The organism is Pseudomonas sp. BNK-45 (genome assembly GCF_047456255.1).
Taxonomy (GTDB): domain Bacteria; phylum Pseudomonadota; class Gammaproteobacteria; order Pseudomonadales; family Pseudomonadaceae; genus Aquipseudomonas.
In genome coordinates this window covers 1,503,699-1,517,926 of the sequence record NZ_CP179909.1, presented here as the reverse complement: position 1 = coordinate 1,517,926, position 14,228 = coordinate 1,503,699, and the positions used below count along the sequence as shown (strand labels likewise).

Genomic DNA, 14,228 nt, shown 5'->3' with positions numbered 1-14,228 from the left:
ACGCCGGCAGGGCCGGCCAGACAAAAATCAGGCGCGCCAACGCCAACGGGCCAAGGCCTTGATGACTTTCATCCAGAGTTTGCGAGTGACCACCACGATGGAATTTCCAGAAGGGGATGGAACAGCGTCGGGCAACGTTATCTCAGCGGCAGGTTCTAAGCAACCGGGGATCAGCGCCCGCAGGTTGTCGATCACCAGCGCCGGGGATTCCTCGGCAATCGGCCGACCATGGTTATAGCCGTAGCTCAGCGCCACGCACTTGACCCCTGCGGCCTTGGCCGCCAGCACGTCACTGCGCGAGTCGCCGACGAACAGCGACTGCGAGGCCGGCACGCTGGCCATCTTCATCACGAAGAACAGCGCCGCCGGGTCCGGCTTCTTCTGCGGCAGGGTGTCGCCACCGATGATCCAGCGGAAATACCGGCCGATCTTCATCTGATCCAGCAAGGGGGCGACGAAACGCTCGGGCTTGTTGGTGATCAGGGCCATTTCCACGCCCTGCTTGTGCAGCCACTTGAGGGTTTCGCGCACGCCGGGATAGACCACGGTCAGCTCATGACTGTCCTCATAGGCCGCATTGAACAGCTCAAGAGCGTGCTCGGCCTCGACATCGTCGACGTCCTGGGCCTCCAGGCTGTTGGCCAGGGCCCGGCGCACCAGCATCGGCGCGCCATTGCCGACCCACTCGCGCACCGCGTCGATACCCGCAGGCTTGCGCCCCAGCTTGAGCAGCATCTGATCCACGGCGGCCGCGAGGTCCGGCACCGAATCGACCAGAGTGCCATCCAGGTCGAACATCACCAGCCGCGGCAGACGCCCCGGGAACAGATGCTCAAATGCGCTCATGAGCGCGCCAGCGCCAGTTCGGCGCGCATCTTCTCGATGACTTCCCGGTAGTTCGGCGCATTGAAGATCGCCGAGCCGGCAACAAAGGTGTCAGCGCCTGCTGCGGCGATCTCACGGATGTTGCCGACGTTCACCCCACCGTCGATCTCCAGGCGGATATCACGGCCGGAGGCATCGATCAGGGCCCGTGCCTCACGCAGCTTGTCGAGGGTCCCAGGAATGAACTTCTGCCCGCCGAAACCCGGGTTGACGCTCATCAGCAGCACCATGTCGACCTTGTCCATCACGTACTTGAGCACGTCCAGCGGGGTTGCCGGGTTGAACACCAGGCCCGCCTTGCAACCGCCTTCGCGGATCATCTGCAGGGAGCGATCCACGTGCAGGGTGGCTTCCGGGTGAAAGGTGATGTAGGTCGCGCCCGCCTCGATGAAGTCGCCGATGATGCGGTCCACCGGGGTCACCATCAGGTGCGCATCGATCGGCGCGGTGATCCCGTACTTGCGCAGCGCCGAGCAGACCATCGGGCCGATGGTCAGGTTCGGCACATAGTGGTTGTCCATGACATCGAAGTGGACGATATCGGCACCGGCGGCCAGGACATTGTCCACTTCCTCGCCCAGACGGGCGAAGTCGGCGGAGAGAATCGACGGAGCAATAGCGAAGGGCTGCATGACGCACCTTTTTTGAGCGGAATCACGATGGCGCGCATTGTATACCTCATGCTTTGGGGCGCACACCGTAACCGCGATGTTCAGTAAGCCGCGCGATAGATCTTCTCGATATCGGCGGGGCTCAGCTTGCGCGGATTGTTGCGCATCAGACGCTCGATCCCCGCAGCCTCCACGGCCATGGCGGGAATCGCCTCCTCGGGCACGCCAAAGCTGCGCAAGCCACTGGGAATTTCCACCGCGGCGCACAGGGCGGTCATCGCCTCCACGGCCCGATCGGCGGCCTCGCCGGCACTCAAGTGCGCGATCTGCACCCCCATGGCGTCGGCGATATCCTGCATACGCTCGACACAGGCCATCTTGTTCCAGGTCATGACATAGGGCAGCAGCAAGGCATTGCTGACCCCGTGGGACATATGGAAACGGCCACCCAGGGGATAGGCCATCGCATGCACCGCCCCCACCCCGGCATTGCCGAAGGCCATGCCCGCCATCAGGCTGGCGGTGGCCATATCCTCCCGGGCCTGCAGGTTGGCCGGATTGGCAAAGGCCTTGGGCAGCGCCTTGACGATCAGCTTGATGGCGCCTATGGCCAGGGCATCCGTGATCGCGGAGGCACTCAGCGACAGATAGGCTTCAATCGCGTGCACCAGGGCATCGACGCCACTGGCGGCGGTCACGCTGCGGGGGCAGGTCAGGGTCATCTGCGGACTGACCAGGGCCACGTCCGGCAACAGGTAGTCGCTGACAATGCCCTTCTTCATTTGCGCGGCCCTGTCGGACAGTATCGCCACGTTGGTGACTTCCGAACCGGTGCCGGCGGTGGTGGGGATGGCAATCAGCGGCGGCCCCTTGCGCGGCACCTGATCAATGCCGAACAGGTCTTCCAGGGCGCCGTGATAGCCGGCATAGGCCGCGACACTCTTGGCAATGTCGATGGCGCTGCCGCCCCCCAGCCCGATCAGACCGTCATGCCCGCCTTCGCGGTAAACCTGCATGCAGTCTTCGACGATGGCGATTTCCGGATCGGGCAGCACCCGGTCGAAGATCTCGTAATCGCGCTCCCCCAGATGGGCCAACGCCAGCGCCACCGTGCCCGACTCGAGCAGCGCGGCATCAGTGACGATCAGCGGGTTGTCGACATCCAGGCGGGTCAGCTCAGCAGCCAGTTGCTCGATGGCGGTACTGCCGGTGAGCAGCTTATGAGCGATCTTGAAAGAGGAAATACTCATGTGCGCAGCCTCTTATATAGAAGGTGGAAGCTGGCACAAGCGTAGACGTGGATTATCGGTTGTCGCCTATTCAGCGGACGAATGCCCTGCCGCCCCTCGCCCGGGACCACAGTCAGTGGTCCGGGCGGGGAAAGCGAAGGGTTTACACCTGGGCGGTGCGCAGCTTCTCGCTGCGTCCGCGCAGCCATTCCAGGGTCAGCAGCAGAATCACCGAAAAGGCGATCAGCAGCGTCGCCGCCGCGGCAATGGTCGGGCTGAGGTTTTCACGGATGCCGCTGAACATCTGCCGTGGCAGGGTCGCTTGCTCCGGACCGGCCAGAAACAGCGTCACCACCACCTCGTCGAACGAGGTGGCAAAGGCGAACAGCGCGCCACTGATGACCCCGGGCGCGATCAACGGCAAGGTCACCCGGCGGAAGGTGGTCAAGGGCGAAGCCCCGAGGCTCGCCGCGGCGCGCACCAGGTTATGGTTGAAGCCCTGCAGGGTCGCCGACACGGTGATGATCACGAAAGGTACCCCGAGCACCGCATGCACGATGATCAGCGAGAAGAAACTGTTGCCCATGCCCAGCGGCGCGAAGAACAGGTAGCTGGCGACACCGATGATCACCACCGGCACCACCATCGGCGAAATCACCAGGGCCATGACCAGCGCCTTGCCGGGAAAGTCGCCACGGGTCAGGCCGATGGCCGCGAGCGTGCCGAAGACCATGGCCAGCAGCGTGGCGGCCGGGGCCACGATGATGCTGTTCTTCAGGGCCCGCATCCATTCGGCGGAGGCGAAGAAGTCCTGATACCAGTGCAGCGAGAACCCCTGCAACGGGTACACCAGGAAGCTGCCCGAGTTGAACGACAGCGGGATGATCACCAGCACCGGCAACACCAGGAACAACAGGATCAAGCCGCAGAGAATCCGCAAGCTGTAGAACCAGACCCGTTCGACGGGAGACATGTAGGGGCTCAGCATTTCGATTCTCTCCTTAGCTCAGACGCAGGCGGCTGGCGCCCACCAGCCAGCTGTAGATCAGATAGAGCACGACGGTCGCCAGCAACAGCAGGCCGCCCAGGGCCGTGGCCATGCCCCAGTTGATGCTGGTGTTGGTGTAGAAGGCGACGAAGTAACTGACCATCTGATCGTTCGGGCTGCCCAGCAATGCCGGGGTGATGTAGTAGCCGATGGCCAGGATGAACACCAGCAGGCAACCGGCGCCGACCCCGGCGTAGGTCTGCGGGAAGTACACCCGCCAGAAGCTGGCGAACGGATGGCAACCCAGGGAAATCGCCGCACGCATGTAGGTGGGCGAGATACCTTTCATCACGCTGTAGATCGGCAGGATCATGAACGGCAGCAGGATGTGCACCATGGAGATGTAGACCCCGGTGCGGTTGAACACCAGCTCCAGGGGCTTGTCGATCACCCCCATGGCCAGCAGCGCGCTGTTGATCAGGCCACCGGATTGCAGCAGCACGATCCAGGCCGCGACCCGCACCAGGATCGAGGTCCAGAACGGCAGCAGTACCAGGATCATCAAGAGGTTGCTCTTGCGTGCCGGCAGGTTGGCCAGCAGGTACGCCAGGGGATAGGCCAGGGCCAGGCAGATGGCAGTGATCACCAGGCCCATCCAGAAGGTCCGGGCGAAGATGTCCAGGTAGATGGCCTGGTCCGGGGTGGCCGGGGCCAGTTCGCCCAGGTCATCGATGCGATGGTCCACCGCCGCCAGCAGGTAGTAAGGGGTCAGGCTGCTGGTGTTGCGACGGATCGCCTGCCAATAGGCCGGGTCGCCCCAGCGCTCGTCCAGGCTTTCCATGGCTTCTTTATAGGATTCGGGCTCGGCCTTGAACGGCAAGGCGCGGGCGGTTTTGGTCAGCAGGCTGCGGTAGCCGGCCAGTTCCATGTTCAGGCGCTTGGACAGGTCGCCCAGGGTCTGATTCTTGCGGGCGTCCGCCAGGTCTTCGCTCAAGGCCTTGTAGGCCCCTTCGCCGGGCAGGCCACGACCGTCCCAGGCACTCACGGCCGCCACCGTGCGCGGCATGCCGCCGACCACTTCCGGGTTGCCGACGCTCTTGTACAGCAGCGCCACGATCGGTACCAGGAACACCAGCAACAGAAACAGCACCAGGGGCGCGATCAAGGCCTGCGCCTTCCAGCGGTTGACCCGCTCGGCACGGGCCAGCCGCTGCTTCAAGGTCGGGCCGGTGACCGCGTTCAGGGGAACGGTGATGGTCATGACAAACTCCGCGAATCGATCTTTCGAATACAAGCCACCAGGCGGCAGGAGCGGGCTTGGCCGCAAATCGAAGGGCGTCCTTCAACATCAGGGTTGATGCTGATGACGCCTTCGCGAGCAAGCTCGCTCCTACAACGGCAGGGGGTGGTTACTTGGCTGCCCAGGCGTTGAAGCGCTGTTCCAGCTGCTCGCCGTTGTCAGCCCAGAAGCTGACGTCGATCTGCACCTGGTTGGCGATGTTTTCCGGGGTGGTCGGCATGTCCTTGAGGATGTCCTTGGCCAGCAGCGGCACGGCCTGGGTGTTGGCAGGACCGTAGGCGATGTTTTCCGAATAGGTTTTCTGCTGTTGCGGCTGGACCGAGTAGGCGATGAACTTCTTCGCCGCTTCGGCGCGAGCCTTGTCCAGGCCTTTGGGAATGGCCCAGGCGTCGAAGTCGTAGATGCCGCCGTTCCACACCACCTTCAGGTTGCTTTCCTTCTGCACTGCGGCGATCCGGCCGTTGTAGGCCGAACTCATGACCACGTCGCCGGAAGCCAGGTACTGCGGCGGCTGGGCGCCAGCTTCCCACCACTGGATGTTGGGCTTGAGCTCATCGAGTTTCTTGAAGGCACGATCCTGGCCGTCCTTGCCGGCCAGCACCTTGTACACGTCCTTGGGCGCGACGCCGTCAGCCATCAGGGCGAATTCCAGGGTGTACTTGGCGCCCTTGCGCAGGCCGCGTTTACCCGGGAATTTCTTGGTGTCCCAGAAATCGGCCCAGCTGCTGGGGGCTGCTTTCAGCTTGTCGGCGTTGTAGGCCAGCACTGTGGACCAGACGAAGAAGCCCACGCCGCACGGCTGGATAGCGCCCTTGACGTAATCTTCGCTCTTGCCGAACAGCGCCGGGTCCAGTTGCTCGAACATGTCCTCGTCGCAACCACGGGACAGTTCAGGGGATTCCACTTCCACCAGATCCCAGGACACGCTCTTGGTATCGACCATGGCCTTGATCTTGGCCATCTCGCCGTTGTATTCACCAGCGACGATCTTGCCGTTGCCCGCTGCTTCCCACGGTGCGTAGAAGGCTTTGACCTGAGCCGCCTTGTTCGCCCCGCCAAAGGACACCACGGTCAGGTCCGGGCCCGCCGCCATGGCGTGCGCCGCACCCATCATGCCCAATGCCAGGGCGGTGAATTTCAGGGATCTCAACATTTATTGTGTTCTCCACGTGCAGGTTGGTGTTGCAGGGGGGCGATCAATTCGCCTCTAGAAGCGGGTCAAGCGCGCGAACGTGCTCGACTTGCCAGCCAAGCGGCACCACGTCACCCACTGCCAGCGCAGGATCGAGCTCGGCAATCGGCTGTTTCACGAAGAAGTCGCTCTTGCCGCAGACTTCCAGGCGCACCCGGACGTGGTCGCCCAGATAGATGAATTCCGCCACCCTCCCGGAGAAGCGGTTGACGCAGCTTTCGCTGGAACCGTTGAGGCTCACGCGCTCCGGGCGGATGGACAGGGTCACAGGCTCGCCGATGCGGCCGACGTTCACCGCCAGCGCTTCGACTTTCTCGCCACGCCCCAGCTCCACCACGCAGCGCTCGCCGTTATGGCTGTGCAGGCGGCCGTTGAGACGGTTGTTCTCGCCAATGAAGTTGGCGACGAAGGTGTTCTTCGGTTCTTCGTAGAGGGTCCGCGGCGGAGCGATCTGCTGGATCTCGCCCTGATGGAACACCGCCACCCGGTCGGACATGGTCAGGGCTTCGCCCTGGTCGTGGGTCACGTAGACCACGGTCACGCCCAGGCGCTGGTGCAGGTGCTTGATCTCCATCTGCATGTGTTCGCGCAACTGCTTGTCGAGGGCGCCGAGGGGTTCGTCCATCAGCACCAGCTGCGGCTCGAACACCAGGGCGCGGGCCAGGGCCACCCGCTGCTGTTGGCCGCCGGACAGTTGCGCCGGATAGCGCTGGGCGAAGGCATCGAGCTGGACCATGCTCAGCACGCGCTTGACCCGCTCGCTGATGTCGGTCTTGCCCAGGCCCCGCACCGACAGCGGAAAGCCGAGGTTCTCGGCCACGGTCATGTGCGGGAACAGGGCGTAGTTCTGGAACACCATGCCGATGTCGCGCTTGTGCGGCGGCACATTGTTGATGGCGCGGCCGGCCAGCTGGATCTCGCCGGCGGTCGGGGTTTCGAAACCGGCCAGCATCATCAGGCTGGTGGTCTTGCCGGAGCCGGACGGCCCCAGCAGGGTGAGGAACTCGCCTTTGCGAATTTCCAGGTTGAGGTCTTTGACGATCAGGTTCTCGCCGTCGTAGCTCTTCTGCACACCACGAAAACTGACCAGAACATCGTTGGCCCCAGCGCTTGAAACGACCTCGCTCATACCCACACCTTTTGTTTTAGACGGCTGTGGAGCAAGCCTAGTGGAGCGCGCAGGTCACGCAAATCGGGGCTCAGGAGAGATTCGCCTCAGCCGCCTGGAAGGTTGTCTGTAGGGATTGCCCTACAAGGATGGCGGGATTGGGTAAGGGCAGTGGCCAGCGACACGCTGCAAGCGGCAAGAAACGGCAAAAGCCTGAGGGCGAGGATGTCGCAAATGGATAAGTGCCCTCCCCGGGAGGTGAAGAGAGCACTGGAGCAGGTGTCAGAGCAGCTTGTGCTCCATGGCGTACTTCACCAGCTCGGCGAGGGACGTGACGTTGAGCTTTTGCATCAACCGCGCCTTGTGGGTGCTGATGGTCTTGCTGCTCAGCGCCAGTTGCTGGGCGATGTCGTTGACATTGGCTCCTTGGGCCAGGCGTTCGAAGACCGAGAATTCGCGCTCGGACAGCAGCGAATGCAAGGGGCGGGCGTCGGTCAGACCGACTTCGAAGACCATGCGGTCCGCCAGATCCGGATCGATGTAGCGCCCGCCCGAGGCCACCTTGCGGATCGCGGTCAGCAGCAGCGATGGGTCGCTGTCCTTGGTGGCGTAGCCGGCAGCGCCGATCTTCAACGCCCGGGCGGCCATCTGCGCCTCATCGTGCATCGACAGCACCAGAATCGCCGGCGGGTTGTTCAGCGCGCGAATCCGCGGAATCGCCTCCAGACCGTTCACCCCGGGCATGGAGATATCCAGCAGCACCACCTCGCAGCTCACCTGGCGCAGGGTTTCCAGCAGTTGCTCGCCGTTGCTCGCCTCCCCCACCACGGTGAGATCCTTGGCCAACCCGATCAGCTGCTTGATGCCCTCGCGGACAATGGTGTGGTCTTCGGCTACCAGTACACGGATCACGCGCTTCTCCTCGTTATTGTTCTGGATCCAGGGGCACCCGGACGCTCAAGGTGGTGCCTTCGCCCTGCTCGCTTTGCAGCACCAGGCTGCCGCCCATGATCAGCACCCGCTCGCGCATGCCCACCAGCCCAAAGGAGGTTGGCCGTGCCGAAGCGGTGTCGAAACCAAGACCGTCATCGCTGATGCTCATGCACAGTTCCGCGCCTTCCAGGGTCAGGGACAGTTCCACAGTATGCGCCTGGGCATGACGCATGACATTGGTCAGGGCCTCCTGGAGGATGCGGAACAGGCCGATGGCCTTGGCGTCGCTCAAACGCGGCAGGTTGTCCGGCACCTGCACCAGGCAGGGAATCTGGGTCCGTGCCTCGAACCGCCGGGCCTGCCATTCGATGGCCGAAGCAATGCCCGCATCGAGGATCGGCGGCCGCAGGGCGGTGGCCACGTCTCGCACCAGCTGGAACAACTGGGCAATCAGGCGCTTCATGCTGTTGAGGCGCTCATGCAGGCCCGGGTCGAGCTGGGCATAGGCCAGCTCGCACATGGACGTTTCCAGCTTGAGCACGGTAAGCATCTGCCCCAGTTCGTCATGGACTTCCCGGGCAATGCGGGCCTTTTCTTCCTCGCGCACGCTCTCCAGGTGCGCCGACAGCTCGCGCAATTGCTCCCGGGAGCTGGCCAGTTCCAGCTCGATGCGCTTGCTTTCGCTGATGTCCCAGACGATACCGTCCCAAACGAAGGCGCCGTCATCCAGGCGCCGGGTAATGGCCTTGATCTCGGCCCAGCGCTGCTGGCCCTGACGGGTCAGGATGCGGCCCTGCCAGGACCAGTCGCTGTCGGTATCCAGGGCCTGGTCCTGGGTCTGGTGGTAGCTGGCCTTGTCGTCCGGGTGCACCAGGCTGCGCAGACCGGTGTCCCGGTGAGCCAATACCGCCGGTGGGTAGCCCACCAGGGTTTCGCTGCCTTCGCTGATGTAGGCAAAGTCGATCTGCCCGGTGACCGGCGCCCGTTCCAGGCGAAACACCAGGCCCGGAACGTTGGCGGCAATGCCCTGCAGGCGCGCTTCGCTTTCACGCAGGGCCGCCAGGGCCCGCCGGCGCTCGGTGACGTCGTTGAGATAGACCACCAGGTACTCGCTGTCGCGAAAGCGCAGGAAGCTCAATGACACGTCCGCCGGCAGGATACTGCCATCAGCGCGCACACACTCCGTCTCGAAGCTTTGTACGCCCTCCTCGCTGGCCCGGGCCCGTTTCCACAGGTTGAGCCAACGATCCATGTGCAGGTTGGGTTCGAAATCGATCAACGGCCGGTCGATCACCCCGCCCGCCGGATAGCCGAGCATCTCCTCGGCGGCGCGGTTGGCGTAGCGCACGTGGCTGTCCCAGTTGACCCAGAGAATGCCCACGGTGCTCTGGTCGATGGAAAACTGCGTCAGGCGCAGGGCTTCCTCGCTGGCGGCGCGCAGAGCGATGTCCTCGCGAGCCGCCAACAGCCGCTGCTCCAGGGTGCGTTGCTGACGGCGCTGCCAGAAGACGATCGCCAGGCTGGCCAACAGCAGGATCACCAACAGCAGGCTGAGGTTCTGCCAGACGCCGGGGGACTGCCCCAGCCGCGGGTACTTGGGCTGCAGCCAGCGACTGTGGAGTTGTTCCAGATCCTTGGCCGGAATCGCATGCAGGGCTCTTTCGACGATGCTGGCCAGCTCCGGCCAGTCGCGCCGGGTCGCCACCCGCAACAGCTGCGGCAGGCCAATGTCGCCCACCACCGCCAGCCCGGCGAACTCCGCCTCCCCCGACAGGCGACTGAGCTGGGCCTCGTCCACTACCGCATAACGGGCCTGTTGGCTCAGCAGCAACTGCAGGGCCTGGCGCTCAAGGGGCACCCCTTGCAGGTTCAGATTGGGATAGGTCTGACGCAGGTAGTCGGCCACCGCGCTGGGCATCCGCACCGCGACCCGGGCCTGGCTGTCGAGCTTTTCCAGCTCGACTGCGCCCGCCCCCTTGCGCTCCCCCACCACCAGTTGCGGCACGCGCATGTAAGGGTCGCTGAACAGCCACAGGCGCAGGCCGGCAGGTGTCTGGGTCAGGCCCGGAGCCATGTCCACTTCGCCGTCGCGCAAGGCTCTTTCCAGTTGCGCCTGATCAGGGAAGTTGCGCCAGCTGAGCTCGATCTTCAGCGCCTGGGCCAACGCCTGCATCAGTTCGACGTTGGCGCCGGACAAGCGCTGCAGGCGCCGGTCGTACTGAGCGAAGGGCGCCTGCAGCACCAGTCCCACGCGCAATTCCGGGTGCTGCTCAAGCCATTGCCGCTGCTCCTGGCTCAAGGCCGCCATGGGCCCGGGAGACGTGGGCGCCGCCCAGCCTATCAAGGGAAGGCAGACACAGCCGATAAGCAAAAGGCAGCGAAAAAGCATCATCTGAAGTCTCACACCCTGACAAATACTGACCAACCCATTAGGCTGCCGGAATTACTTCTGGCCTGGAATATCCGATGCCCCTTGTCCACCGCTCGGCACTGCCTGCATTGTGCCTGTCGCTGATCCTGCCCTGGACCTTTTCTGCACAAGCCGCCGATCCGGTTCCGGAAACCAAGGCTCCCGAGGAACAACCGGCGCAACGCCAACCCCTGCCCGAGCGCAGCCAGGAAGACGCCAGCGCCCTGGCACGTCAGTTGCCGGCCCAGGAGCAGCAACAACTGCAAGCCGGCGGTGACACCTTCCTGGCCCTGTGGAAGCCGGCCAACACCAGCGACCCCAAGGGCGTGGTGATTATCCTCCCCGGCGCCGGTGAAACCGCTGACTGGCCGCAAGCCGTGGCGCCACTGCGCAACAAATTGCCAGACACCGACTGGGGCAGCCTGAGCCTGACCCTGCCGGACATGCTCAGCGAAGCGGCCCAGCCGCGGGTAGTCGAGGCGGCTCCAGCCCCCACCGACAAGAGCAACACCGCCAAGGACGCCAGCACTGAAGCCAAGCCCATCGAACAGGTGGCCGGCGGCGAGACCGACGTGGCCGACCGTGTCGTCGCGGAAAGTACCGAGGAGCAGGTCAAGGCCGACGCCGAGCGTATCTTTACCCGGATCGACGCGGCCCTGGCCTTCGCCGAACAACAGAATGCGCGCAGCATCGTGCTTCTGGGTCACGGCACGGGCGCCTACTGGGCTGCCCGTTACCTGAGCGAGAAGCAGCCCTCGCAAGTGCAAAAACTGGTGATGGTGGCCGCTCAAGCGCCGGCCAACGGCAAGCCCCAACTGGCGGAACTGACACCGACCCTGAAATTGGCCACTGCGGACTTTTTCTACGCCGACAAGAGCGCCGCACAGAAAGCCGCCCTGGAGCGGCTGCAAGCCAGCAAGCGCCTGAAGCATTCGAACTTCAGCCAGATCCCGCTCAAGGCCGTGCCGGGCAATGCTGCCGCCCAGCAAGAGCAATTGTTCCGCCGGGTCCGCGGCTGGCTGAACCCACAACCGACCGACAGCTGAAGACACCGGCCGCCATCGCCTGAGTAACGACGACGGCGGCGCGGCCCAGGCTTATCGATCTCAGCGAAAGTCCCGGCGCTGGCGGATCAGGGCATAGGCACTGTGCAGCTCCCGGGTCTTTTCCGTGGCCTCACGTATCTGCTCCGTACTGGCACCACTGCCGGCAATCTTGTCCGGGTGATGGCGGCTGAGCAGTCGTCGATAGGCACGCTTGATCTGCGATGGCTCGCTGGTGGCGGCGACCCCCAGCAGACGTAGCGCCTCCTGATAGGTCAACGGCGCTTCGGCCAGCGCGCGTCTTGCCGGACCATACTCCTGTGCCAGGGCCTGGATCTGCTCCGACGTCCAGCCCAGCCACTTGCCCCAGAGCTGGATCAGTTCACGCTCCGCCGGCCCTACCCGGCCATCGGCCCAGACCATGCGCCAACAGGCACGCAGCACCCCTTCCGCAGCGTGGGGCTGGGCTTTGAGGCGCCGCAGATAGCCGCGCAGACGATCATTGCCCGACTTGCCCCGGTTGAACGCCGCTATGGCCCTGCGCTGTGCTGTTTCATTCATGTCCAGCGAGCGCATTTCCTGGCGTGCTTGCTGAATGTGCCCATCCACCACCCGACCGTCACTTTTCGCCAGGCGCCCCAACAGCACGAACAACAGTTCATCGTTGCGCAACGCAGAGGGTCCACCCAGACGCTCACGCACATGTGCCCAGCTGTGCAGTTGCAGACGCCGGTCCAGCGCCTGCCCCAACAATGCCCCAAGCATGGCCCCCGGAATGCTGGCAATTGCAAAACCCGCTCCGGCTCCGATCAGAGTCCCTGGCCACCACATATCAGCGACTCGCTTGCAGCAGGCGCTCAACCTGCGCCAGGCGCTCGACCGTGCCGACGTCGATCCACTGTCCCTGCATGTGCTCGCCGCTGACCTGGTCCCGGGCCATGGCCTCGCGCAGCAGTGGCGCGAGCTTGGAAGGACCGGCCACGCAGTCTTGGAACAAGTCGGGATGCAGGACCGAAATACCGCTGAAGGTCAGGGCCGCCACTCCAGGGCGAGCGTCGTGCAACATCCCGTCCTCCAGGCAGAAATCACCACCGCTGGGGTGATGAGCCGGGTTGTCCACCATGACCAGGTGAGCAAGCCCGGTCAGCGGGCGGCGTAATGTGGCGAAGTCGTAATCGGTCCAGATATCGCCATTGACCACCAGGAACGGTTGGTCACCCAGCAATGGCAGGGCCTGGAAGATTCCGCCTGCGGTTTCCAGCGGCTCGCTTTCAGCCGAGTAGCGGATGTTCAGGCTCCAGCGTTGGCCATCGCCCAACGCATCCTCGATCTGCTGGCCGAGCCAGGCGTGGTTGATGACGATGTCGCGAAAGCCCGCCCGAGCCAGGGCCCGCAGGTGGTATTCGATCAGAGGGACGCCAGCCACCGGCAACAATGGCTTGGGGGTGGTCAGGGTCAGGGGGCGCATGCGCTCGCCTTTGCCGGCCGCCAGAATCATCGCCTTCATGCCTCACTCCCCGCGGACTGGCGCAGGCTGCACAGCAATTGCCCAAGTTCGACCAGCTCGGGACGGCGGGACAGTACCGCTTCTATATAAGCAAGGAAGCGCGGCACATCCGTGAGGTAACGCGGCTTGCCGTCGCGATGGCAGATCCGCGAGAAGATCCCGATCACCTTGAGGTGACGCTGCACGCCCATCAGGTCGCTGGCACGCAGAAAGGCTGCAAAATCGTCCTGCACGGGAATCCCCAGCGCCCGGGCGCGATTCCAATAGTCGCTGAGCCAGCTATGGACCCGAGGCTCCGGCCAGCTGAGGAAAGCATCCTTGAACAGGCACGTGACGTCATAGGTCACGGGTCCGTAGACCGCATCCTGAAAATCCAGAACCCCCGGGTTCGGTTCACTGAGCATCAGGTTGCGCGGCATGTAGTCGCGGTGCACCAGCACCTTGGGCTGCGCCAGCGCGCTGTCGATCAACAGATCGCTGACCCGCTGCCACTGTTCACGTTGCTGCGCGCTGAAGGTGATCCCCAGCTCGCGTCCGACGTACCACTCGGGAAACAGCTCGAGCTCACGACGCAGCAGAGCCACATCGTAGCTGGGCAGCGGCGCCTCCATCGGCAGTTGCTGAAACGCCAGCAACGCCTGCAATGCGTCGTCAAACAGCGCATCGGCGTTGTGCTCGTCGATCACGTCGAGATAGGTCTTGTTGCCCAGGTCATTGAGCAGCAGGAAGCCGCGCGCCAGGTCCTGTGCATAAATTTTCGGCACGTTGATGCCTGAAGTCGCCAGCAAATGGGCGATATCCACGAAGGGTTTGCAATTTTCCTGGGGGGGCGGGGCATCCATGACCACAAAACTGCGGTCAGCACCCTGCCAACGGAAATAACGGCGGAAACTCGCGTCGCTACTGGCCGCGGTCAATGTTGCCGGGGGCACTTCGCCCCAGCCTTGCTCTGCGTAAACAATCGCCAACTGCTCATCGAGCCAAACTTTCAGGTGTTGCAAGCGTACATCTTGGTCAGGCAT

13 protein-coding genes are annotated in these 14,228 nt (G+C 63.8%); 1 reads left to right on the top strand and 12 read right to left on the bottom strand.

Annotated features, from left to right (window positions below; translation table 11 throughout):
• Nucleotides 1-27 precede the first annotated feature (27 nt).
• The 9 genes from ACMGG8_RS06960 to ACMGG8_RS06920 all read right to left on the bottom strand — a co-directional run bounded on the left by ACMGG8_RS06960 (nucleotide 28) and on the right by ACMGG8_RS06920 (nucleotide 10,638).
• A complete protein-coding gene (locus ACMGG8_RS06960; protein ID WP_414159365.1) occupies nucleotides 28-846 on the bottom strand; it encodes a phosphoglycolate phosphatase in 819 nt (272 codons plus the stop codon).
• Nucleotides 843-1,517, bottom strand: a complete 675-nt coding sequence (rpe, locus tag ACMGG8_RS06955; protein ID WP_060841360.1) for a ribulose-phosphate 3-epimerase — start codon at nucleotides 1,515-1,517, stop codon at nucleotides 843-845. The genes ACMGG8_RS06960 and rpe overlap by 4 nt, the downstream gene beginning before the upstream one ends.
• 80 nt (nucleotides 1,518-1,597) lie before the next feature.
• Nucleotides 1,598-2,746 (bottom strand): iron-containing alcohol dehydrogenase, encoded by a 1,149-nt coding sequence (locus ACMGG8_RS06950; RefSeq protein WP_414159364.1) that lies wholly within the window; start codon nucleotides 2,744-2,746, stop codon nucleotides 1,598-1,600.
• 142 nt (nucleotides 2,747-2,888) lie between these two features.
• Nucleotides 2,889-3,713 carry an ABC transporter permease gene (locus tag ACMGG8_RS06945; RefSeq protein ID WP_016963813.1) on the bottom strand — a complete coding sequence of 275 codons (825 nt, stop codon included), beginning with the start codon at nucleotides 3,711-3,713 and terminating at the stop codon, nucleotides 2,889-2,891.
• A 13-nt stretch (nucleotides 3,714-3,726) separates the two neighbouring features.
• Nucleotides 3,727-4,974: an ABC transporter permease gene (locus ACMGG8_RS06940; protein ID WP_060841362.1), complete on the bottom strand. Its 1,248-nt coding sequence runs from the start codon at nucleotides 4,972-4,974 to the stop codon at nucleotides 3,727-3,729.
• A 148-nt stretch (nucleotides 4,975-5,122) separates the two neighbouring features.
• On the bottom strand, nucleotides 5,123-6,166 hold the full coding sequence (locus ACMGG8_RS06935; RefSeq protein ID WP_060841363.1) for an ABC transporter substrate-binding protein: 1,044 nt from the start codon (nucleotides 6,164-6,166) through the stop codon (nucleotides 5,123-5,125).
• Between the two features lie 43 nt (nucleotides 6,167-6,209).
• Nucleotides 6,210-7,334, bottom strand: a complete 1,125-nt coding sequence (locus ACMGG8_RS06930; RefSeq protein WP_060841364.1) for an ABC transporter ATP-binding protein — start codon at nucleotides 7,332-7,334, stop codon at nucleotides 6,210-6,212.
• A gap of 261 nt (nucleotides 7,335-7,595) precedes the next feature.
• On the bottom strand, nucleotides 7,596-8,225 hold the full coding sequence (locus tag ACMGG8_RS06925) for a response regulator transcription factor (protein WP_060841365.1): 630 nt from the start codon (nucleotides 8,223-8,225) through the stop codon (nucleotides 7,596-7,598).
• A gap of 13 nt (nucleotides 8,226-8,238) precedes the next feature.
• Complete coding sequence (locus ACMGG8_RS06920) at nucleotides 8,239-10,638, bottom strand: PAS domain S-box protein (protein ID WP_060841366.1); 2,400 nt, start codon at nucleotides 10,636-10,638, stop codon at nucleotides 8,239-8,241.
• A gap of 74 nt (nucleotides 10,639-10,712) precedes the next feature.
• Between ACMGG8_RS06920 and ACMGG8_RS06915 the strand changes: the two genes are divergently transcribed.
• Entirely contained in the window at nucleotides 10,713-11,702 is a 990-nt protein-coding gene (locus tag ACMGG8_RS06915; RefSeq protein WP_414159363.1) for an alpha/beta hydrolase family protein, read from the top strand.
• A 60-nt stretch (nucleotides 11,703-11,762) separates the two neighbouring features.
• Here ACMGG8_RS06915 and ACMGG8_RS06910 read toward each other — a convergent pair whose 3' ends face one another.
• Genes ACMGG8_RS06910 through ACMGG8_RS06900 form a run of 3 tightly spaced genes read right to left on the bottom strand, consistent with a single transcriptional unit; the run spans nucleotide 11,763 to nucleotide 14,228 of the window.
• Nucleotides 11,763-12,530 carry a TerB family tellurite resistance protein gene (locus tag ACMGG8_RS06910; protein WP_060841368.1) on the bottom strand — a complete coding sequence of 256 codons (768 nt, stop codon included), beginning with the start codon at nucleotides 12,528-12,530 and terminating at the stop codon, nucleotides 11,763-11,765.
• Between the two features lies 1 nt (nucleotide 12,531).
• A complete protein-coding gene (murU, locus tag ACMGG8_RS06905; protein ID WP_414159362.1) occupies nucleotides 12,532-13,206 on the bottom strand; it encodes an N-acetylmuramate alpha-1-phosphate uridylyltransferase MurU in 675 nt (224 codons plus the stop codon).
• Nucleotides 13,203-14,228 (bottom strand): aminoglycoside phosphotransferase family protein, encoded by a 1,026-nt coding sequence (locus tag ACMGG8_RS06900; RefSeq protein WP_414159361.1) that lies wholly within the window; start codon nucleotides 14,226-14,228, stop codon nucleotides 13,203-13,205. The genes murU and ACMGG8_RS06900 overlap by 4 nt, the downstream gene beginning before the upstream one ends.

Excerpts from the sequence above, each read along its gene's own strand:
- ACMGG8_RS06960 (WP_414159365.1), bottom strand. The coding sequence starts at position 846 with ATGAGCGCATTTGAGCATCTGTTCCCGGGGCGTCTGCCGCGGCTGGTG.
- rpe (WP_060841360.1), bottom strand. The coding sequence starts at position 1,517 with ATGCAGCCCTTCGCTATTGCTCCGTCGATTCTCTCCGCCGACTTCGCC.
- ACMGG8_RS06950 (WP_414159364.1), bottom strand. The coding sequence starts at position 2,746 with ATGAGTATTTCCTCTTTCAAGATCGCTCATAAGCTGCTCACCGGCAGT.
- ACMGG8_RS06945 (WP_016963813.1), bottom strand. The coding sequence starts at position 3,713 with ATGCTGAGCCCCTACATGTCTCCCGTCGAACGGGTCTGGTTCTACAGC.
- ACMGG8_RS06940 (WP_060841362.1), bottom strand. The coding sequence starts at position 4,974 with ATGACCATCACCGTTCCCCTGAACGCGGTCACCGGCCCGACCTTGAAG.
- ACMGG8_RS06935 (WP_060841363.1), bottom strand. The coding sequence starts at position 6,166 with ATGTTGAGATCCCTGAAATTCACCGCCCTGGCATTGGGCATGATGGGT.
- ACMGG8_RS06930 (WP_060841364.1), bottom strand. The coding sequence starts at position 7,334 with ATGAGCGAGGTCGTTTCAAGCGCTGGGGCCAACGATGTTCTGGTCAGT.
- ACMGG8_RS06920 (WP_060841366.1), bottom strand. The coding sequence starts at position 10,638 with ATGATGCTTTTTCGCTGCCTTTTGCTTATCGGCTGTGTCTGCCTTCCC.
- ACMGG8_RS06915 (WP_414159363.1), top strand. The coding sequence starts at position 10,713 with ATGCCCCTTGTCCACCGCTCGGCACTGCCTGCATTGTGCCTGTCGCTG.
- ACMGG8_RS06910 (WP_060841368.1), bottom strand. The coding sequence starts at position 12,530 with ATGTGGTGGCCAGGGACTCTGATCGGAGCCGGAGCGGGTTTTGCAATT.
- murU (WP_414159362.1), bottom strand. The coding sequence starts at position 13,206 with ATGAAGGCGATGATTCTGGCGGCCGGCAAAGGCGAGCGCATGCGCCCC.
- ACMGG8_RS06900 (WP_414159361.1), bottom strand. The coding sequence starts at position 14,228 with ATGCCTGACCAAGATGTACGCTTGCAACACCTGAAAGTTTGGCTCGAT.